The 20,238-nt window shown below is 74.4% G+C and carries 16 protein-coding genes and 1 pseudogene; 6 read left to right on the top strand and 11 right to left on the bottom strand.

From position 1 onward, the window contains the following. Positions 1-113: 113 nt before the first annotated feature. The 4 genes and pseudogenes from ACFY2B_RS30755 to ACFY2B_RS30740 all read right to left on the bottom strand — a co-directional run. A pseudogene (locus ACFY2B_RS30755) lies at positions 114-948 on the bottom strand (alkaline phosphatase PhoX); the annotation flags it as partial. Positions 949-1,106: 158 nt separating this feature from the next. Further along, positions 1,107-1,478 (bottom strand): nitrite reductase small subunit NirD, encoded by a 372-nt coding sequence (gene nirD / locus ACFY2B_RS30750; RefSeq protein ID WP_390766329.1) that lies wholly within the window; start codon positions 1,476-1,478, stop codon positions 1,107-1,109. Further along, positions 1,475-4,027, bottom strand: a complete 2,553-nt coding sequence (gene nirB, locus ACFY2B_RS30745) for a nitrite reductase large subunit NirB (RefSeq protein ID WP_390766353.1) — start codon at positions 4,025-4,027, stop codon at positions 1,475-1,477. The genes nirD and nirB overlap by 4 nt, the downstream gene beginning before the upstream one ends. Before the next feature lie 146 nt (positions 4,028-4,173). Further along, positions 4,174-5,391: an NAD(P)/FAD-dependent oxidoreductase gene (locus tag ACFY2B_RS30740; RefSeq protein ID WP_390766328.1), complete on the bottom strand. Its 1,218-nt coding sequence runs from the start codon at positions 5,389-5,391 to the stop codon at positions 4,174-4,176. A gap of 244 nt (positions 5,392-5,635) precedes the next feature. Here ACFY2B_RS30740 and ACFY2B_RS30735 point away from each other — a divergent pair, with 244 nt between their 5' ends. Further along, positions 5,636-6,418, top strand: coding sequence for a sulfite exporter TauE/SafE family protein (locus ACFY2B_RS30735; protein ID WP_390766327.1), 783 nt, complete (start codon positions 5,636-5,638; stop codon positions 6,416-6,418). A gap of 21 nt (positions 6,419-6,439) precedes the next feature. On the opposite strand, the gene ACFY2B_RS30730 is transcribed toward ACFY2B_RS30735, so the two are convergent. The 4 genes from ACFY2B_RS30730 to ACFY2B_RS30715 all read right to left on the bottom strand — a co-directional run bounded on the left by ACFY2B_RS30730 (position 6,440) and on the right by ACFY2B_RS30715 (position 10,844). Continuing rightward, entirely contained in the window at positions 6,440-7,057 is a 618-nt protein-coding gene (locus tag ACFY2B_RS30730) for a class F sortase (protein WP_390766326.1), read from the bottom strand. A gap of 218 nt (positions 7,058-7,275) precedes the next feature. Further along, the gene (locus ACFY2B_RS30725; protein WP_390766325.1) at positions 7,276-7,845 is read right to left on the bottom strand and encodes a hypothetical protein; all 570 of its coding nucleotides are present in this window, start codon (positions 7,843-7,845) and stop codon (positions 7,276-7,278) included. A gap of 363 nt (positions 7,846-8,208) precedes the next feature. Further along, positions 8,209-9,117: an aminoglycoside phosphotransferase family protein gene (locus ACFY2B_RS30720; protein WP_390766324.1), complete on the bottom strand. Its 909-nt coding sequence runs from the start codon at positions 9,115-9,117 to the stop codon at positions 8,209-8,211. An 83-nt stretch (positions 9,118-9,200) separates the two neighbouring features. Next, entirely contained in the window at positions 9,201-10,844 is a 1,644-nt protein-coding gene (locus ACFY2B_RS30715; protein WP_390766323.1) for a M4 family metallopeptidase, read from the bottom strand. A 168-nt stretch (positions 10,845-11,012) separates the two neighbouring features. On the opposite strand from ACFY2B_RS30715, the gene ACFY2B_RS30710 reads away from it, so the two are divergent. Next, positions 11,013-11,432 (top strand): gamma-glutamylcyclotransferase family protein, encoded by a 420-nt coding sequence (locus ACFY2B_RS30710; RefSeq protein ID WP_390766322.1) that lies wholly within the window; start codon positions 11,013-11,015, stop codon positions 11,430-11,432. On the opposite strand, the gene ACFY2B_RS30705 is transcribed toward ACFY2B_RS30710, so the two are convergent. Together ACFY2B_RS30705 and ACFY2B_RS30700 are read right to left on the bottom strand one after the other, a co-directional pair. After that, positions 11,419-13,641: a molybdopterin oxidoreductase family protein gene (locus ACFY2B_RS30705; RefSeq protein WP_390766321.1), complete on the bottom strand. Its 2,223-nt coding sequence runs from the start codon at positions 13,639-13,641 to the stop codon at positions 11,419-11,421. The two genes, ACFY2B_RS30710 and ACFY2B_RS30705, sit on opposite strands and share 14 nt — an antisense overlap. A gap of 210 nt (positions 13,642-13,851) precedes the next feature. Further along, positions 13,852-14,424 carry a TetR/AcrR family transcriptional regulator gene (locus tag ACFY2B_RS30700; protein WP_390766320.1) on the bottom strand — a complete coding sequence of 191 codons (573 nt, stop codon included), beginning with the start codon at positions 14,422-14,424 and terminating at the stop codon, positions 13,852-13,854. Between the two features lie 111 nt (positions 14,425-14,535). Between ACFY2B_RS30700 and ACFY2B_RS30695 the strand changes: the two genes are divergently transcribed. Beyond that, positions 14,536-15,405 (top strand): SDR family oxidoreductase, encoded by an 870-nt coding sequence (locus tag ACFY2B_RS30695; protein WP_390766319.1) that lies wholly within the window; start codon positions 14,536-14,538, stop codon positions 15,403-15,405. Between the two features lie 169 nt (positions 15,406-15,574). Here ACFY2B_RS30695 and ACFY2B_RS30690 read toward each other — a convergent pair whose 3' ends face one another. Beyond that, positions 15,575-16,252, bottom strand: a complete 678-nt coding sequence (locus ACFY2B_RS30690) for a vancomycin high temperature exclusion protein (RefSeq protein ID WP_390766318.1) — start codon at positions 16,250-16,252, stop codon at positions 15,575-15,577. A gap of 243 nt (positions 16,253-16,495) precedes the next feature. Between ACFY2B_RS30690 and ACFY2B_RS30685 the strand changes: the two genes are divergently transcribed. The 3 genes from ACFY2B_RS30685 (at position 16,496) to ACFY2B_RS30675 (ending at position 20,236) form a co-directional block, all read left to right on the top strand. After that, on the top strand, positions 16,496-17,374 hold the full coding sequence (locus ACFY2B_RS30685) for a sirohydrochlorin chelatase (RefSeq protein WP_390766317.1): 879 nt from the start codon (positions 16,496-16,498) through the stop codon (positions 17,372-17,374). Positions 17,375-17,502: 128 nt separating this feature from the next. Continuing rightward, complete coding sequence (locus tag ACFY2B_RS30680; RefSeq protein WP_390766316.1) at positions 17,503-18,834, top strand: deoxyguanosinetriphosphate triphosphohydrolase; 1,332 nt, start codon at positions 17,503-17,505, stop codon at positions 18,832-18,834. 136 nt (positions 18,835-18,970) lie between these two features. Further along, positions 18,971-20,236: an NAD(P)/FAD-dependent oxidoreductase gene (locus ACFY2B_RS30675; protein ID WP_390766315.1), complete on the top strand. Its 1,266-nt coding sequence runs from the start codon at positions 18,971-18,973 to the stop codon at positions 20,234-20,236. The last annotated feature ends 2 nt before the right edge of the window (positions 20,237-20,238 follow it).

Below are 20,238 nucleotides of genomic sequence, written 5' to 3'. Positions count from 1 at the left end.
ACACGAGCCTAGAGTTTTCCAGAACGATCGGTCAAGTAGGTCAAGTGGAGAGGGGTGGCACCCTGGGGAGGGTGCCGCCCAGGTGGCGTCGCGGTGTCGCCCGTCGGCGAGCGTCAGCGGGGCACCGCGATCACGTGGTACGTCGTGTCGGCGGTCGGGGGCGTGGTGAGGCGGGCGTTGGCCAGGTAGAGGAGGTCTCCGTAGGAGGCCGCGGTAGTGGGGACGTCGAGGCGCGCGTCCGTGATCGTGCGGGTCAGGGTGGCGGTGCCGGCCTTGTCGTCCAGGTCGAGCACGCTGACCTGGTTGGCGCTGTTCTGTACGGCGTAGAGGGTGTGGCCGATCCGGAGCAGGCCGTCGCCGTAGGTGAGGGCGTCGGTGCCGCTGAGGGTGAGCTGCACGGTCTCGCCGGTGTCGACCGGTACGCGGTAGAGCCTGCCGCCGTTGACGACGATCAGCGCGGACCCGTCGGGCGTGCCGACGATGCCATTGGCGTTGATGGTGCCCGCCGTCGTGTTCTGCACCCACTCGCCGGTCAGCAGGGCGCTGCCGCCCGTCACCAGAGAGTCGTCGTAGGCGAGTTCGGTGGTCTGGGCCGCGGCGTCGTACTGCCGGACGCGGTTGTCGCCCTTGGTGGTGAACCAGCAGGTGCCGTCAACGTCGTGGCAGCCCTCGCCGCCGTTGAACCGCTTGGCGCCCGAGACCTGGTTGCGGGTGGCCGTCGCGCCCGTCGGGTCGGGGACGCGCGCCCAGCTGACCGGGCCGCTGGTGGCCGTGCCCCCGACCAGCACCTCCAGGGTGCCGGCCGACAGGTCGCCCCAAGCGGTAGTAGCACCCGTCGGTGACGTCCTCCGTGAGGTGGATCACGCCCCGGACCGGATCCGCCGCCGCGGCCTCGTGCTGGAAACGGCCCATCGCGTCCCGGCGGACCGCCGCCTGCACGCCCCAGGGGTGGTCGTGACCGCGTCGCCGCCGGTCCGGCGGCGAGGTCGTGCGGAGACGGACCCCAGGGCCCACGGATGGGTACCCCGTAGATATGTCGTGCATATGACCTAACGGAAGCGTTCTGTCCGTCTGCCGGTCCCGGGCCCCTGGCGGCGGGTGGGTCCCTACCGGGTCCGGACCTCGTACGTCGCCACCCGCACCGACGCATCGTCCAGGCACTGCCCCGACTCCAGGCAGAAACGCTGCTTCAGCAGCGGGGAGGCGACGAACGGGCGGCCCTGGTGGGTGCCGGTCAGACCGCGGGAGAGGACCGCGGCGCCGCTGAACGGATCGCGGTTGTCGACGGCGTGCAGCCGGCCCGCGCGGTCCCGGAAGACGGCCGCCTGCCGGCCGTCGGGCAGCAGTGCCGCCACGCCGCGGCCGGGGAGCAGCCGCGCCAGGTCGCAGACGGTCAGCCAGTCCCCGTCGCACCGCAACTCGACGGTCGGGTCCGTCGTTTGGACGGTCACGTCCGTCGTCTCGGGTGCCAGGGTCATCGGGCGCTTCCTTCCAGGGGGCGGGTGCCGAGCGTCAGCAGCGGCAGGTCGGGCTTGATCTGGTCGCGCTCGGGGACGAAGCCCACCAGCGGGTCGGGGGCTTCGGGCGCGTTCACGAACGACACGAACCGGGCCAGCTTCTCCGGGTCGTCGAGGGTCTCGGCCCACTCGTCGCGGTAGTGCGCGACATGGGCCGCCATCAGCTCCTCCAACTCCGCGCAGATGCCCAGCGAGTCGTGCACCACCACGTCCCGTACATGGTCCAGGCCGCCCGGGATCCGCTCCAGCCAGGCGCTCGTGCGCTCCAGGCGGTCCGCGGTGCGGATGTAGAACATCAGGAACCGGTCGATCAGCCGGACCAGTTCGGCGTCGCCCAGGTCCTGCGCGAGCAGGTCCGCGTGGCGCGGGGTGGCGCCGCCGTTGCCGCCGACGTACAGGTTCCAGCCGTTCGCCGTCGCGATGATCCCGAAGTCCTTCGACCGGGCCTCCGCGCACTCGCGGGCGCAGCCGGAGACCGCCGACTTGAGTTTGTGCGGGGACCTGAGCCCCCGGTAGCGCAGCTCCAGGTCGATCGCCATGCGCACCGAGTCCTGGACGCCGTACCGGCACCAGGTCTGCCCCACACAGGACTTCACCGTGCGCAGCGCCTTGCCGTACGCGTGCCCGGACTCGAAGCCCGCGTCCACCAGCCGGGCCCAGATCAGCGGGAGCTGTTCCACCCGGGCGCCGAACATGTCGATCCGCTGCCCGCCGGTGATCTTGGTGTAGAGGCCGAAGTCGCGGGCGATCTCGCCGAGCACGATCAGCTTCTCCGGGGCGATCTCACCGCCGGGGACGCGCGGTACGACGGAGTACGAACCGTTCCTCTGGAGGTTGGCCAGGAAGTGGTCGTTGGTGTCCTGGAGCGCGGCCTGCTCGCCGTCCAGGACATGGCCGTCCGCCCCGATGGACGGCGCGAGGGAGGCGATCACCGAGGCCACCGCCGGCTTGCAGATCTCGCAGCCCTCGCCGCCCCGGGCCGCCTGCCTGCCGTACCGGTCGAGCAGGTCACGGTACGACGTGACGCGCAGGGCGCGGACGATCTCGTACAGCTCCTCGCGGGTCTGGCCGAAGCAGCCGCACAGGCCCCTGTCGACCTCGACGCCGGACGCCTCCAGTTCCGCGGCGACCAGCCGGCCCAGCACCTTGACGCAACTGCCGCAGCCCGTGCCCGCCCTGGTGCACTTCTTCACCTCGGGCACGGTGGTGCAGGAGTGCTCGCTCACCGCGCCGCGGATCGCGGCCTTGGTGACGTTGTGGCACGAGCAGATCACCGCCTCGTCGGGCAGCGCGGACGGCCCGAGCGCCGCCGGGGCGCCCGCGTCCGCCGGCAGGACCAGCCGCTCCGGCGGTACGGGCGGGACCGAGCCGGTCAGTGCCCGCAGCGTGCCGTACGCCTCCGCGTCGCCCACCAGGATCCCGCCGAGCAGCGTGCCGTCGCGGCCGATGACCAGCTTCTTGTACAGCCCGGCCCGGGAGTCGGAGTAGACGACGTCCAGGCAGTCCGCGGCCGTGCCGTGCGCGTCGCCGAAGGACGCCACGTCCACCCCGAGCAGCTTCAGCTTGGTCGACAGGTCGGCGCCGGTGAACCCGGGCCGGTCCGCGTCGGCCTCGGCGATGGCCGCCGCGGCGGTCTCCGCCTGCTCGTAGCCGGGCGCGACCAGGCCGTACACCCGGCCGTCGACCGCCTGCGCGCACTCGCCGATCGCGAACACCCGCGGGTCGGTGACCGTACGGCACCGCTCGTCGACGCTGATGCCGCCGCGCTCGCCGACCGCGAGGCCGCAGGCGCGGGCGAGCTGGTCGCGGGGGCGGACACCGGCGCTGAACACCACCATGTCCGTGGCGAGTTCGGAGCCGTCGGACAGCTTCATGCCGCGGACCGCGCCGTCCGCGCCGACGACCACCTCCTGCGTGCCCACCCCGGTGTGCACGGCGAGCCCCATCTCCTGGATGGTGCGCAGCAGCGCGGCGCCGCCGCCGTCGTCGACCTGCACGGGCATCAGCCGCGGCGCGAACTCCACGATGTGGGCGGCCAGGCCCAGGCCCTTCAGCGCGCCCGCGGCCTCCAGGCCGAGCAGCCCGCCGCCGACCACCGCGCCCGTCGTCGCCCGGGACTTCGCGTACTCCTCGATCGCGAGCAGGTCCTCGATGGTGCGGTAGACGAAGCAGCCCTCGGCGTCCTTGCCCGGGACGGGCGGCACGAACGGGAAGGAGCCGGTGGCCAGGACGAGCACGTCGTAGCCGACGGTCAGCCCGGAACGGGCCGTGACCTCGCGGGCCTCGCGGTCGACGGCCTGAGCCGGGTCGCCCACGTGCAGCTCGATGCCGTGGTCCGCGATGAACCCCGGGTCGGTCATGGACAGGTCCTCGGGGGTCCGGCCCGAGAAGTACGAGGTGAGCTGGACCCGGTCGTAGGCCGGACGCGGCTCCTCGCACAGCACGACCACCCGGTGCGTGGCGGTCAGGCCGCGCTCGGCGAGCGCTTCGAGGAAGCGCTGGCCGACCATGCCGTGGCCGACGAGCACGATCGTGCGGCGGGAGCTGTCCCTGCCGGGCCGGGAGCTGTCCCTGACGGGCCGGGGTCGGTCTCCGGCGGCCCGGGGTCGGTCCCCCATGGGTCCGGGCCGGTCCCCAACGGGTGCGGTCGTGGACATCAGGAGCCTCCGTCGTTGGTGAGCAGGTGCAGCAGCGGGCCGTCGTCCGGGAGCGGCTCCGCTCCCTCCCAGGCGCGGGCGAGCGCGCCGACGGTGCCGAGTTCGCCGACCAGGACCCCGCCGACCAGGCGGTCGTCGCGGACGACGACCTTGCGGTAGGTGCCGCGGGTGGCGTCGGTGAGCCGGACGACGTCGTCGCCGGGGCGCGGTTCGGCCTCGCCGAAGGCGGCGAGATCGAAGGGGGAGCCGGGGCCGGTCAGGGTGAGCCGGGTCAGCGCACGGGTGCCGGTGTAGCGGGCGCCGGCCCGTCCCGCCAGCAGCTCGGCCAGCACGTCGGCCTGTTCGAGGGCCGGGGCCGCCAGGCCGTACACCGTGCCGGCGTGCTGGGCGCAGTCGCCGACGGCGTGGATGTGCGGGTCGGAGGTGCGCAGCTCGTCGTCGACGAGGATGCCCGCGCGGACGGCGAGACCCGCGTCCGCGGCGAGCGCCACGCGCGGCCGGACCCCGCAGGCGACGACCACGAGATCGGTGTCCAGGGCGTATCCGTCGGCCAGCTCGACCGAGCGGACCGCGCCGTCCGCGCAGCGCACGTCCCGTACCCGGCACTCGGTGTGCACCTCGACGCCCAGGTCCGCCAGATGCCGCAGCACGAGCCGCGAGGCGTCCGGGTCGAGCTGGCGCTCCATGAGCCGTTCGGCCTGCTGGGCGAGGACCACCTGGGCGCCGCGCGCGGCCAGCGCCCGCGCCGCCGACACACCGAGCAGCCCGCCGCCGACGACGACCGCCCGCACGCCCGGCCGTACCGCCCCGGCCAGGCCCAGGCAGTCGTCCATGGTGCGGAAGGCGTGGACGCCCTCGGGAAGTCCCGCTCCGTCCGTCCCGAACAGGCCGCGCAACGGCGGCAGGACCGGGTGGGAGCCGGTGGCCAGGACGAGGGTGGCGTAGGCGATCTCCGAGCCGTCCGCGCAGCGCACCCGGCGCGCGGCGCGGTCGACGCCGGTGACCCGGGCGCGCACCAGGTGCGCGGGCGCCGGGAGGGCGATCACCTCGGGGGCGTAGCGGCCGGCCAGCACCTCGGCGAGCAGCACCCGGTTGTAGGGGTGGTGCTCCTCCTCGCCGACGAGCAGCGCGGACGTGCCCAGCTCGGCGAGGCGCCGGGCGAGCCGTTCGCCCGCGAGGCCGGCGCCGATCACCACCACACGCGTGTCCGAGGTCATGCACCGCAGCGTGCGGCGCCGACGTTACCCGGCCGCATCACGACTGTTTCCCGGGAGGAACGCTGCCCTCAGCGGGCTGCTGCGGCGGCTGTGAGGGACGGATCGACCGTACGGGGCGGGGCGGGACAGGGCCGCGGCCTCGGACGGGGACATGAGGGGGCGGCCGTGAGGCCGGTCCGGCGAAGCTCAGAAGTAGCTCAGGAAGGGTGGCCCGTGCGGTCGATCGCTCCGTAGGGTCGCGATCATGCCCGACATAACCCTGCCCGTCGTCGTCCTGCTCTGCCTCGCCGCGCTCGCGGCCGGCTGGATCGATGCCGTGGTGGGCGGCGGCGGGCTGCTGCTCCTGCCGGCGCTGCTGCTCGGCCTGCCCGCGCACACCCCGGCCGCGTACGCGCTCGGCACCAACAAGGCGGTCGCCATCGTCGGCACGACGGGCGCGGCGGTGACGTACGCCCGCCGGGCACCCGTCGACGTGCGCAACGCCGTCCGCATCGGCCTCGCCGCGCTCGCGGGCTCCTCCGCCGGGGCGTTCTTCGCGGCCGGGATGAGCACCGACGTGCTCAAGCCGGTGATCATGGTGGTGCTGCTCGCCGTCGCCGCCTTCGTGATCCTGCGCCCCTCCTTCGGCGCGGCAGCGGCGGCCGGTCCCGCCGGGCGCCGCCGGATCCTCGCGGCCATCGGCCTCGCGGGCCTGGGCATCGGCTTCTACGACGGGCTCGTCGGGCCCGGCACCGGTACCTTCCTCGTCCTCGCCCTCACCGCCGTGCTCCACCTCGACCTGGTCACCGCCTCCGGCACCGCCAAGATCGTCAACTGCTGCACCAACGCGGGGGCGCTCGCCATGTTCGCCTGGCAGGGCACGGTCCTGTGGCGGCTCGCCGCCCTGATGGCCGTGTTCAACCTCGTCGGCGGCACCCTGGGCGCGCGCACCGCGCTGAAGAAGGGCAGCGGGTTCGTCCGGATCGTGCTGCTGACGGTGGTGTTCGCGCTGGTGGCGGATCTGGCCTACGAGCAGTGGATCGCCTAGCGGTCGCCGCCCGGCCGTGCGCTACCGGCTGCCGGTCAGGTGCGCGAAGACGACCACGTTCCCCCGGTAGCCGGTGGCCTTGGAGTAGCCCCCGCCGCAGGTGATCACCCGTAGCTCGGGGCGTCGCGCGGCGCCGTACACCTTCTCGTCGGGGAAGTCCTGCGCCTGGTAGACCTCGACCGCGTCCACGGTGAACACCGCCACGCTGCCGTCCCGCCGGTCCAGTTCGACGGCGGCGCCCCGCTTGAGCGCGCCGAGGTCGTAGAAGACGGCCGGCCCCTCGGAGTTGTCGACGTGCCCGGCGACGATCGCGGTGCCCGTCTCACCGGGCGCGGTGCCGGCCTCGTACCAGCCGGCCAGGTTCTTGTTCGTGGCCGGCGGCACGTCGAGACCGCCGGACGGGGTCAGACCGAGGCCGGTCATGGGGGCGTCGACCCGGATCGACGGGATCCGGATCCGGGTGGGCGGGGAGGGCGGCAGCGCGGGCGCCGTCAGGCGCTCCTCGCCCGGGTCCGGGACGCCCTCCGCGGCGGCGGGCTGCGGCGGCGCGGACAGGTGGGCGGTGCCGAGCAGCCACACGCCGGAGCCCAGGGCGACCAAGGTGACCGCGGCTATCGCGGTGTCCCCGATCCTGCGCATACGAACCTCCCGGAACTCATGGACCTCCCGGACCTGTCGGAACTGACGGACCGCCCGGAGTTCCCGGACCGCCCGGACCTCCCGAACCGTCCGGGAGTTCCTGAACCTCCCGGACCTCCCGGACCGGAACCCCGTACCCCCTCCGGGCCGCGAGGGGCGTCGGACCCGGAGGGGGCGGGGAATGGCGGTACCGGCAGACGGACAGCGGAGGGTGTCCGTCAGATCCCGTCGCCTCTCGCCCGGCGATGCAGGAGCCAGGTACCGCCTGCGGCGGCGACGGCCAGAGCCGCCACGCCCGCCGCGGTCTGCACGGGGTCGGAGCCGAGCGCGCCGCCGACCCCCGTCTTCACGCTGCCGTGCGGTTGCGCCTGTGAGTGCGCCGCGGCCAGCGTCACCATCAGATCGCCGGTGACCTGCCGGTTGCCCACGGCACATCGGGCGACGATCTCGTACGTCCCCGGCTGCGCGCTCGGCGGCACCCGGAACTGGCCGATCGCGTTGCCCTCGTGCGTGCTCGGCGCCAGGGTGAAGGTGCCGGCGCCGACCGCGGAGGCGTCGCCCGCCGCCGTGCCCTTCCCCCCGCACGCCGTGGTGTTCACCGTGATCTGCCCGCCCGGGATCGCGATGGACGGGGAGACCTCCAGAGCGGCGGTCGCCGTCGCGGCGCCCGGGGCGCTGCGCGGGTGCGCCGCGGCGGCGGTGCCACCGCCGTGGGCGGGCGCGGTGGCGAGACCCGCTGCCGCGACGGCGAGCGCGGTACCGGTCAGCATGCGGGCGGTGCTTCGCATCGTGCTCCCTCGCGTTCCAGGGGCCGCGACCCGCGGCACCCCCTGTGCCGCGTCGGAGGTCGCGCCCCTGTCCTACCGAGGTAAAGCCCACACGGCCGACCCCGCTTCCTGACGATCCGTCAGAACTGCGGTGAACGGGTGTCGCGCGGGCACCGCGAGCCCGCGCCGGGAACGGCGTTTCGGCAGGTCATGGGCGTGCGGGGGCCCATGGCGAAAGACCACACGAACGGCCCGCCCACGGCGTGTGAACGGGTGACACTCCCTCAGGAGCCGCCGCACGGACCCTGGGGAGGAGCCCCCACCGGGTCGGGGGGAGGAGCCCGCCGGGGTCGGGGGAGGAAGGAGCCCGCAGGGGGTCGGGCCTCAGGCCCCGCCGGCGGCATGGTCCGCCAGGGCCTCCGTCGTCGTGCGGTGGGCCACCGCTGCCAGGACCGGGTTCGTCCGACGGTAGTAGTGCTCCGCCATCAGGCCGAAGCACAGCGCCCAGCCGCGCCCGCGCGCCCAGGTCGTGGCGTCGGTGCCGGACGCTTCGCGGAACAGGCCGCGGGTGCCGGCGGTGAGGACCGCCCAGGCGGCCAGGGTGTCGGCCGCCGGATCCCCGACGCCGAGCCCGCCGAAGTCGATCACCGCGGTGAGCCGGCCCGCCACCGTCAGCAGGTTCCCCGGCAGCAGGTCGCCGTGCAGCCACACGGGCTCGCCGTCCCACTGGGGGAGCCGTACGACCTCCTCCCACAGCGCCGTCGCGGCGGCCGGGTCCACCGCGCCCGCCGCGCCCAGGTCGCGGATGGCCGCGCGGACGTACCGGTCGTTCGCCGCGACCGGGCCGCCCCGCCAGGACACCGGACCGCCGGTGGCGTCGGCCTTCCGGAGCGCGGCCACGAAACGGCCCAGCTCCACCGCGGCGGAGCCGAGTTCGGCGATCGGGGCGGTGTGGGCGTCGCGGCCCGCCAGCCAGCGCAGCACCGACCACGGATGGCCGTACCCCGGGGCCGGTGCGCCCAGCCCGAGCGGTACCGGGACCGCCAGCGGGAGGTCCGGCGCGAGCCGGGGCAGCCAGTGCTGCTCCCTGGCCACCTGCCCGGCCGTACCGGGCCGGCGCGGCAGCCGTACGACCAGGTCGTCGCCCAGCCGGAACATGGCGTGGTCCGTCCCGGCGGACGCGATCCCGGTGACGGGCAGCCCCGCCCACTCGGGGAACTGCCCGGCGATCAGCCGGCGCACGAGCGGGCCGTCGACGTCGAGTTCGTCGTCGTGCATCTTCGCGCCGGGCATGGGTCTCCGTGTCGGGTGGGCGGTGGCGGCTGCCGGGCCCGGAGCGTAGCCGCGCCGGGCCCCGGCGTGCCACGGAATTCCCCTCAGTTCACGTTGACCGCGCTCCAGGCCGCCGCCACCGCGTTGTACTCCGTGCTCCCGGCGCCGTACAGGCCCGCCGCCGCGTTCAGCGTCGCCGCCCGCGCGCCCGCGTAGTTGGTCGTGGACGTCATGTAGACCGTCAGCGCCCGGTACCAGATCTTGCCGAGCTTGTCCCGGCCGATGCCGGTGACCGTGGTGCCGTTGTAGGTGGGGGAGTTGTAGCTGACCCCGTTGACGGTCTTGGCGCCGCTGCCCTCCGCGAGCAGGTACGCGAAGTGGTTGGCGACGCCCGACGAGTAGTGGACGTCCAGGTTGCCGACCGAACTGCTCCAGTAGTCGGCCGAACTGCCGTCCTTGGAGGGCTGGTCCATGAAGCGGAGCGCGGCCTTGCCGAAGCCGGGGCGGACGATCTCCTCGCCGATCAGGTAGTCGCCCAGGTCCTCGGCGTTGCCCGCGTACCACTCCACCAGCGAGCCGAGGATGTCCGAGGTGGCCTCGTTGAGGCCGCCCGACTCGCCCGTGTAGTTCAGCGCCGCCGTCGAGCCCGTCACCCCGTGGGTCATCTCGTGGCCCGCGACGTCCAGCGCCACCAGCGGCCCGAAGGTGGTGCCGTCACCGTCGCCGTACGTCATGCAGAAGCAACTGCCGTCCCAGAAGGCGTTGTTGTAGTTGGTTCCGTAGTGCACGCGGTTGTACGAGCCCCGGCCGTCGCCCGCGATGCCGTTGCGGCCGTGGACGTTCTTGTAGTAGTCCCACGTCTCGTCGGTGCCGTACTGCGCGTCCACCGCGGCCGAGGCGCGGTCGGCGGTCGTCCCCGTGCCCCAGTGGTTGTCCGCGTCCGTGAAGAGGGTGGCGGGGGCGCGGCTGACGCAGATGCCGAAGACGCACACGTCGGTCTTGTTCTCGGCGTCACCCGTGTACGTGTTGCCCCGGGTGGGGTCCTTGAGCTGGTACGTCGAGCCGGAGACGGTCGTCTCCAGCGGCACCGTCCCGCTGTAGAGGGACCGGCCGTCTCCGGTGGCCGTCTCGATGCTGTCCCAGGCGTCGATCCGGGCGCCGGTCCCGGCGTCGGTCAGCACCGTGCGGGCGACCGGGTTGCCGAGCGGGTCCAGGGCCGCGGCGTCGGTGCGCCAGGCGAGGGTGGGGGCGCCGTGCAGCGCGTCGACGACGAGTGCCGGTTTGGCGGTGGCCTTTCTCAGCCGTTCGCCGAGGTTGGCGGCGCGCAGGGCGTTCATCGCGAGGTCGGCGGCCCTGGGCGCGGACAGCTTCGGGGTGACGGTGGGGACGGATATCGCGCGGCGGGTCGCGCGGTCGGCGCCGCGGTAGCCGCCGTCGGGGGCCAGGTGGACCACGAAGTCGCCGCCCAGCACCGGGAGTTCGCGGTAGGTGCGGTCGTAGCGGACGTGCTGGCTGCCGTCCTCGTCGACGATGACGTCGCGGACCTGGGTGTCCTGGGCCGCGGTGAGGCCCAGGCCCGTGGCGTGCCGGACGAGGGCCGTCGCCGCGTTCTCGACGGCGGTGGCGCGGCTCGGTCTGTCGACGGCGTGCGCGGTGGGGGAGAGCGTGGCGGCCAGCAGGGTGGCGGTGGTGGCGGCCAGACCTGCCGTCGCGAGGCGGGATCCTCGGATGTGCCGTGTCCGACTCATCGGTCTCCTTGGGGAGGCGCCCTGTGAGGCGTGGGGATGACACTGACGTCCCCAGAGATTTAAGAGGGCATGACAAGTCGTGTCCAGGGTGCGTCCGTACGCCGGAGCCACGTCCCGCGCCGCCTGCGGGAGCTGTGGCCGGTGCGGCGGAGAGGGAGAATCGGTTCTGTGACCTCTCCGCCGCTGCCGTTCTTCGTCTACGGCACCCTCCGCCCCGGCGAACCCCACCACGCCCGGTATCTGCGCGGCCGTACCCACGCGACGGAACCCGCCCGGCTCACCGGCGCGGTCCTGTACGACGGCCCCGGTTATCCGTACGCCGTCGCGGCGCCGACCGGAGTCGTGCACGGCGACCTGATCACCGCGCTGCCCACGGCCTACGGCCGACTTCTCGCCGAACTCGACGAGTTGGAGGAGTACGTGCCGGACGACCCGCGCAGCCGCTACGAACGCGTCGCCCGGGACGTCCACCGCGCCGACGGCACCACCGCCCGCGCCTGGGTCTACCTGGCCGCGCCCCCGGTCGCCGCCGGGCTGCGGACCGCGGGCGTCCGCATCGCGGCCGGCGACTGGCTCACCCGGGGGTGACGTCCGGCGCGGCACGCTCCAGGCGTACCGCGCAGACCTTGAACTCCGGCATGCGCGAGGTCGGGTCGAGCGCCGGGTTGGTCACCGTGTTCGCGCGGCCCGCGCCGGGCCAGTGGAACGGCATGAACACCGTGTCCGGGCGGATGGCGGTGGTGATCCGCGCGGGGGCCACCGCGCGTCCGCGCCGGGACACCACCGCGACCGGATCGCCCTCGGCCGCCCCGAGCCGCGCCGCGAGCCGCGGGTGCAGTTCGACGAACGGGCCTGGCGCGGCGGCGTTCAGCTCGGCCACCCGCCGGGTCTGGGCGCCCGACTGGTACTGGGCCACGACCCGCCCGGTGGTCAGCAGCACGGGATACTCGGCGTCCGGTTCCTCCGCGGCCGGCCGGTGCGCCACGGGCACGAACCGGGCCCGCCCGTCCTCGGTGGCGAACCGGTCGAGGAAGAGCCGGGGCGTACCCGGGTGCGTCGCGTCCGGCGGGGCGGGCACGGGGGTGGCGTGCGCGTGGGGCGGGGCGAGGGTGGTCGGGTCGGCGTGGGGTGGGGCGAGGGGCGTCGGGTCGGTGCGGTCCGGGGCGTGGGTGGCCGGATCGGGGTGGTGGGGCGGGGTGTCCGGGCACGGCCAGAACACCCCGTTCTCCTCGGACAGGCGCCGGTAGGTGATGCCCGAGTAGTCCGCCGGGCCGCCCGCGCTCGCCCGGCGGAGTTCGCCGAAGACCTCCTCGGGGTCCGTCGGGAAGCCCTTCTCCACGCCGAGCCGGGCGGCGAGCCCGTGCAGCACCGCCAGGTCGCTGCGTACTCCGGGGGGCGGGTCGAGCGCGCGCCGCCGCAGCAGGACACGCCCCTCCAGACTGGTCGTCGTACCCGTCTCCTCGGCCCACTGCGTCACCGGCAGGACGACGTCCGCGAGCGCCGCCGTCTCCGAGAGCACCACGTCCGCCACCGCCAGGAAGTCCAGCGACCGCAGCCGGTCCTCGACGTGGGCCGCGCGCGGTGCCGACACCACCGGGTTGGACCCCATCAGCAGCAGCGCGCGTACGTCCGTGCCCAGGGCGTCGAGGAGTTCGTACGCGCTGCGGCCCGGCCCCGGCAGCGTGTCCGGGTCCACGCCCCACACCTCGGCCACGTGCCGCCGCGCGGCCGGATCCGTCAGCTTGCGGTAGCCGGGCAACTGGTCGGCCTTCTGGCCGTGTTCGCGCCCGCCCTGCCCGTTGCCCTGCCCGGTCAGGCAGCCGTACCCGGACAGCGGCCGGCCCGCCCGGCCGGTCGCCAGGCACAGGTTGATCCAGGCGCCCACCGTGTCGGTGCCCTTGGACTGCTGTTCCGGGCCCCGGGCCGTGAGCACCATCGCGGCCTCGGGCGCGCAGAACAGCCGTACCGCCTCCCGGAGCTGCGGGACCGGCACCCCGGTGATCCGCTCCACGTGCTCCGGCCAGTGCGCCATCGCCGCCGCCCGCGCCTCGCCCCAGCCGGACGTGCGCTCCTGGATGTACGCGTCGTCCGTCCGGCCCTCCGCCACCACCAGGTGCAGCAGGCCGAGCGCCAGCGCGAGATCGGTGCCCGGCCGGGGCGCCAGGTGCAGGTCGGCCTGTTCGGCGGTCCGGGTGCGGCGCGGGTCCACGACGATCAGCGTGCCGCCGTTCTCGCGCAGCTCGGTGAGGTAGCGCAGCGCGGGCGGCATCGTCTCGGCGAGGTTGGAGCCGACCAGGATCAGACAGCCGGTCCGCGGGAGGTCCGCCAGCGGGAAGGGCAGCCCGCGGTCCAGACCGAAGGCGCGGGTGCCGGCCGCCGCCGCGGACGACATGCAGAAACGGCCGTTGTAGTCGATCTGCGAGGTGCCGAGGACCACGCGCGCGAACTTGCCGAGCGCGTACGCCTTCTCGTTGGTCAGCCCGCCCCCGCCGAACACTCCGCACGCGTCGGGGCCGTGGCCGGTCCGGGCCGCGGTCAGGCCCGCCGCGATCCGGTCCAGGGCCTCGTCCCAGCCGGCCGGCACGAGGACGCCGCCGGCGCGCACCAGCGGGGAGGTCAGCCGGACCGCGGAGGAGAGCAGCGCCGGGGCGGTGCGCCCCTTGCCGCACAGCGCGCCCCGGTTCACCGGGAAGTCCGCGCGCTCGGTCACCTCGACGCCGCCGGGCCCGGGCGTCAGGTGCATGCCGCACTGGAGGGCGCAGTACGGGCAGTGGGTGGGCGTCGGGGCGGTCTCCATGCCGTTCAGCGTGGTCCGGGCGTGTTACGTCCCGTGCGGGCACCCGGTTACACCCCCGGGACGACACCCTCCTCGCCCGCTCCGCCCCGCCGTGAGGCCGCCCGTTGCCGGACCCCGGTGGACGTCACGGTGCCCGACCCGCGGTGGACGTCATGGCACCCGGCTCACGGCGATCGCCACGGCGCGTGCGTCAGTGCCGCGGCGTGCGCGTCAGTCAAGCGCGGCGACCGCGGCCCGCAGATCGCCGAAGGCCCGGCGGGTGACGTCGGTGAGCGTCTGCCGGTTGGCCGGGTCGGCCCACCGGCCGAAGCCCTGGTCGAAGGCGCGGACGCCGAGTTCGGCGGCGAGGCTCGCGGTCGGTTCCGGCACACCGCGCGTGTGGAGCGCGTCGGTCATGGCCGTGGCCAGCCGGGTGCCCTTGAACGCGGCGCGCTCCTGTAGCTCGCTGTTGACGGCGATGACCGCCCGGAGCCGGATGCCGATCTCGCGCCGGTCCTCCGTGAAGGTGGCGCAGAGGGCGTCGAGGGCCGCGGTCACGGCCTGGAGGGGGGTGGCCGCGTCGGGGGCCGCGGCGATCGCGTCGGCCAGTATCTGGGTGTGGATCTCCTGGCCGGCGAACAGCACCTCCCGCTTGTCGGGGAAGTGCCGGAAGAAGGTGGTCTTGGTCAGCCCGGCCCGCTCGGCGATCTCGTTGACGGTGGTGGCCTCGTAACCCTGCTCGACGAAGAGTTCGAGTGCGGCGCGCAGCAGTCGTTCGCGCGCGTTCGGTTCCCATCGGCCCATGGGCACAGCATAGGTGATGTGACTCGGTAACATCACCTGGTACGGTGACGTTACCAAGTCACATCACCTCGTCCGGTTCCGGCGGGGTGTCTCACCCTGGGAGGGGTCCTCATGCGTGTCTTCGTCACCGGCGCCGGCGGCCACATCGGCTCGGCCGTGGTGCCCGAACTGATCCAGGCCGGACACGAGGTCGTCGGGCTCGCCCGGTCCGACTCCTCGGCCGCAGCCGTCAAGGCCATGGGCGCCGAGGTGCGCCGCGGCGACCTCCTCGACCCGGACGGCCTGGGCGAGGCCGCGGCCGACGCGGACGCCGTCGTCCACCTCGCGTTCGACCACGCCGCCATGGCCGCCGGGGACTTCGCCGGCGCGGTCGCCACCGACCTGGCCGTGGTGGAGGCGTTCGGCCGCGCGCTGGCCGGTACGGGCAAGACCCTCATCGGCATCGGCCTGACACGGCGCGACGCGGCGGTGGAGGCCAACCCCCGCTCGGCCGTCTCGCGCGCGGTCGCCGGATTCGCCGAGCAGGGCGTACGGAGCATCCTCGTCGCGGTCCCGACGGTCACCCACAGCACCCTGGACCGGCACGGCTTCATCCCCACGCTGATCAGGTTCGCCCGCGCCACGGGCGTGTCCGGCTACGTCGGCGACGGCGCCAACCGCTGGCCCGCCGGTCACACCCTGGACGTCGCCCGCCTCTTCCGGCTGGGGCTGGAGAAGGCCCCGGCCGGCGCCCAGCTGTCCGCCGCCGCCGAAGAGGGCATCCCGCTGCGTGAGATCGCCGAGGCCATCGGCCGCCGGCTGGACCTTCCGGCCGTGAGCATCCCGGCCGACCGGGCCGCGGACCACTTCAAGAACTTCCCGTTCGTCACGATGGACGTCACGCTGCCCAACGCCGAGACGCGCGAGCTGCTGGACTGGGAGCCGGCCCACCCCGGCCTGATCGCGGACCTGGAGGGCGACCACTACTTCACCGAGGGCTGATCGGCAGCACACCGGCTGCCGATCCGCGGCGGCAGGCGGCAGGCGGCAGGCGGCGGACGGCGTCGGCGGGACGGTCACCGCGGTCACCAGCGATTGGCGGGCGGTCACCGGTGGTCGGCGGGTGGTCACCGACGGTCGGAAGTCGGACATCGGCGGTCGGCGCCCGCTGTCACCGCCCGCCCGCCAGCGCCTCCCGCACCCCCGGTTCCCGGGGGCCGAGGAACCGGGGATCGGGTTCGAACACCGCGTCCAGCGCCGCCTTGCCCGCTGCGAAGACCTCGCGGACGCCGCCGTAGTACCAGGTGACGTCACGCTCCTCGGCCACGCCCAGGCCGTACGAGTCGATGCCCGCCGCCTCGCACAGCGCCACCGCGCGCCGGATGTGGAAGTCCTGGCTGACCAGCACCGCCCGGTCCACGCCGAAGATCTTCTTCGCGCGGACGCAGGAGTCCCAGGTGTCGAAGCCCGCGTAGTCGCTGACGACGCGCCGGTCGGGCACGCCGTGCCGGGTCAGGTAGGCGCGCATCGCGTCCGGCTCGTCGTAGTCCGCACGGCTGTTGTCGCCGGTCACCAGGACGACATCGATCCTGCCCGCCCGGTACAGCTCCGCCGCCGCGTCCAGCCGGTGCGCCAGGTACGGCGACGGCTCGCCGTGCCACAGGCCCGCGCCGAAGACGACCGCGACGTCGGTGCGCGGCACGTCGGCGAGGGGGCGCAGCCGGTCGGCCGTGGACAGGTGCAGCCAGGTGGCCGGGGTCAGCGCGAGCACACACCCGGCCACCACGCCCTGTATCAGCCGCCGCTGCCCGGCTCGGGTGCGCGGCAGGCGCGGCCGGCAGATCCTCATGCGATGCCCCTCCCTCCCCAGGGTCGCGTTACCCTGGGCGTTTCCCGACCTGGAGGACGCGGCGCACGGTCGTCCGGTTCGCCTCACGCCGGGCCGCCCGGAGGTGTGAACCGCCGGAAAACACCCGTGACCACCGTGCAACGGGCGTGCAACCTCCGGCAGCGAGGATCGCTCCATGACGGCGCCGAAACCCCCTCGCGACGAGTCTCCCGACCGCCCCGACCGCACCACGCTCCGTACCTCATGAACCCAACCAGCAGCCATTCGGCCGGCAGCCACCTGACCAGTAGCCATCCGGCCGGCAGCCACTCGGCAGGTCCGCCCGGCCTCCGCCCGCTCGACGGCAGCCGCCGCCCGGGACCGCCCGCCCTCGTCCTGGTGGCGCACGGCAGCCGCGACCCGCGCGCGCTGGACACCGTGCGCGCGATCATGGAGCGGGTACGGCGGCTGCGTCCCGCCGTGCCGGTCCGGCTCGGGCACGTCGAGCTGAACGAGCCGCTGCTCCCCGACACCCTCGCCGCCCTCGGGACTGCCCCGGCCGTCCTGGTGCCGCTGCTGCTCACCCGCGGCCACCACGTCAAACACGACCTGCCGGATGCGATCGCCGCCACCGCGGCGCACGCGCGCGTGGCCGCGCCGCTCGGCCCGCACCCGCTGCTCGTGCAGACCTTGTACGACCGGCTCATGGAGGCCGGCTGGCCCGCCACGGCGACCGAGGCCACCCGCCGTACCGGCGCGGTCGTCCTCGCCGCCGCCGGCTCCCGGGACCCCGACTCCGCGGCCGACACCCGCCGCACCGCCCGCCTGCTCGCCGACCGCCTCGGCGTGCCCGTCGTCCCCGCCTACGCTTCGGCCGCGAGACCGACCGTGCCCACGGCGCTGCGGGCGCTGGCCGCCCGCGGCCGGGACCGGATCGCGGTGGCCTCCTGCTTCACCGCCCCCGGCCGCTTCGCCACCCAGTGCGCGCGGGCGGCCCCCTGGCTGGCGTCCGCCCCGCTGGGCGACCACCCGGCGCTGGCCCGTCTGGTCCTGCTCCGCTACGACCAGGCGCTGGCGGACCCGGCGACCGCGGCGGCGCTGGCGACGCCGTCGGCCACGGAACCGGCACTGGCGTCGGCGTGACACCGCACCTGACCGCGTGACCCCACACGCTCCGTGCGACCGCGCACGACCGCGCGACCCGCACACCCGGCAACGCGCGGGCGCCCGGCAGCCATCCGAATGTCACGGTCGGCGCCTACTGTCGAAACATGGTTCCCGCACCCTCCGCCGCCTACGACTCCGCCCCTCAGGGCCCCGCCGACTCCGGCCCGGACACCGCCGCCTACGCGGCCTACGACCCGGCGTCGGCCGAGCGCTGGGCCCCCGAACCCGACAAGCGTCCGGGCCGCACCGCCTTCCAGCGGGACCGCGCGCGCGTACTGCACTCCGCGGCGCTGCGCCGCCTGGCCGGCAAGACCCAGGTGGTGACGCCCGGCAGCATGGGACCGGCCTGGGACGCCAGCCCGCGCACCCGGCTCACCCACTCCCTGGAGTGCGCCCAGGTCGGCCGCGAACTGGGCGCCACCCTGGGCTGCGACCCCGACCTGGTCGAGGCCGCCTGCCTCTCCCACGACCTGGGCCACCCGCCCTTCGGCCACAACGGCGAACAGGCCCTCAACGAGTTCGCGCGGGACTGCGGCGGCTTCGAGGGCAACGCCCAGTCCCTCAGACTGCTCACCCGTATCGAACCCAAGCGGTTCACCGCGCAGGGCTCCGTCGGCCTCAACCTCACCCGCGCCGCCCTCGACGCCGCGACCAAGTACCCCTGGCCGCGCGGCGCCCACCCCACCGACCACGCCTCCCGCAAGTTCGGCGTGTACGAGGACGACCGGCCCGTCTTCGACTGGGTCCGCGAGGCCGCCCCGGGCACCCGTACCTGCTTCGAGGCCCAGGTCATGGACTGGTCCGACGACGTGGCGTACTCGGTGCACGACGTGGAGGACGGCCTGCACGCCGGCCACGTCGACCCCCGCGCGCTGCGCGCCGGGCCCGAGCGCCGCTCGGTGTGCGAGGTCGCCGTCCGCCGGTACGTACCCGCGGACACCGACCCCGCCGAACTCGCCGCGGCGCTCGACCGGCTCCAGGACCAGGAGTGGTGGCCGCACGGCTACGACGGCACCGCGGTCGCCCAGGCCCGCCTCAAGGACGCCACCAGCCAGCTCATCGGCCGTTTCTGCCTGGCCGCCGAGGGCGCCACCCGGGCGGCCCACGGCAGCGGGCGGCTCACCCGCTACGGCGCCGAACTCGTCGTACCCCGACAGACCCGGATGGAGTGCGCGGTCCTCAAGGCGGTCGCCGACCGGTTCGTGATGCAGCGCGCCGAGCAGGAACGGCTCCGCGCCGACCAGCGCGTCGTCGTCGCCGAACTGGCCGAGGCGCTCACCGCGCGGGCCCCCGAAGGGCTGGACCCGCAGTTCCGTGCCCTGTTCGAGGCGGCGCCCGGCGACAGCGCCCGCAAGCGGGTCGTCGTCGACCAGATCGCCTCCCTCACCGACGCCTCCGCGCGCTCGCTGCACGCGCGCCTGACCCGCCGGACGTGACCGACGGGTGAGACTGATGAGGTGCATTTCCACACGGATGTGACCCTCCGTGGCCTGATCGGGTCACTACCCCTTCCCGGTTCACGCTCCGTGCGGGACGCTCGCATGTGGCGGCACGCTTACGAGGAGGCATCAAGTGGTCGACGCGGACCAGACGTTCGTCATCGTCGGAGGGGGCCTGGCCGGCGCCAAGGCGGCCGAGACACTCCGGTCGGAGGGCTTCAGCGGGCGGGTGATACTGATCTGCGACGAACGCGACCACCCCTATGAACGGCCTCCGCTGTCCAAGGGCTATCTGCTCGGCAAGGAGGAGCGCAGCAGCGTCTTCGTGCACGAGCCCGCCTGGTACGCGCAGAACGACGTGGAACTGCACCTCGGTCAGACGGTCGACGCGATCGACCGCGCCGCGAAGACCGTACGCTTCGGCGACGACGGCACCATCGTCCGCTACGACAAGCTGCTGCTGGCCACCGGCGCGGAGCCGCGCCGCCTCGACATCCCCGGCACCGACCTCGCAGGCGTCCACCACCTGCGCCGCCTCGCCCACGCCGAGCGGCTCAAGGGCGTCCTCGGCCACCTCGGCCGGGACAACGGCCACCTGGTGATCGCGGGCGCCGGCTGGATCGGCCTGGAGGTCGCCGCCGCCGCGCGGGAGTACGGCGCCGAGGTCACCGTCGTGGAGCACGGGCCGACGCCGCTGCACCGGGTCCTCGGACCGGAACTCGGCATGATCTTCGCCGACCTGCACCGCGAACACGGGGTCCGCTTCCACTTCGGGGCCCGGCTGACCGAGATCACCGGCCAGGACGGCATGGTCCTCGCCGCCCGCACCGACGACGGCGAGGAACACCCCGCGCACGACGTCCTCGCTGCGATCGGCGCGGCCCCCCGCACCGGTCTGGCCGAGGCGGCGGGCCTGGAGATCGCCGACCGGGAGCACGGCGGCGGCATCGTCGTGGACGAGCGGCTGCGCACCTCCGACCCCGACATCTTCGCGGTCGGCGACGTGGCGGCCTTCCCGCTCGGACTCTTCGACACCCGGCTGCGGGTGGAGCACTGGGCGAACGCCCTCAACGGCGGGCCCAGCGCGGCTCGCGCCATGCTCGGCCAGGACGTCGTCTACGACCGTATGCCCTACTTCTTCACCGACCAGTACGACCTGGGCATGGAGTACAGCGGCTGGGCGCCGCCGGGCACCTACGACCAGGTGGTGATCCGCGGGGACGCGGGCAAGCGCGAGTTCATCGCGTTCTGGGTGAAGGAGGGGCGAGTGCTGGCCGGGATGAACGTGAATGTGTGGGACGTCACAGACCCCATCCAGCGGCTGATCCGCGCCAGGGCCCGGGTGGACACCGAGGCGTTGGCCGACCCGCACGTCCCGCTGGACAGCCTCGTCCCCTAGGG

The organism is Streptomyces sp. NPDC001270, assembly GCF_042896695.1.
GTDB lineage: Bacteria > Actinomycetota > Actinomycetes > Streptomycetales > Streptomycetaceae > Streptomyces.
This window is presented reverse-complemented; position numbering and strand designations above follow the sequence as displayed.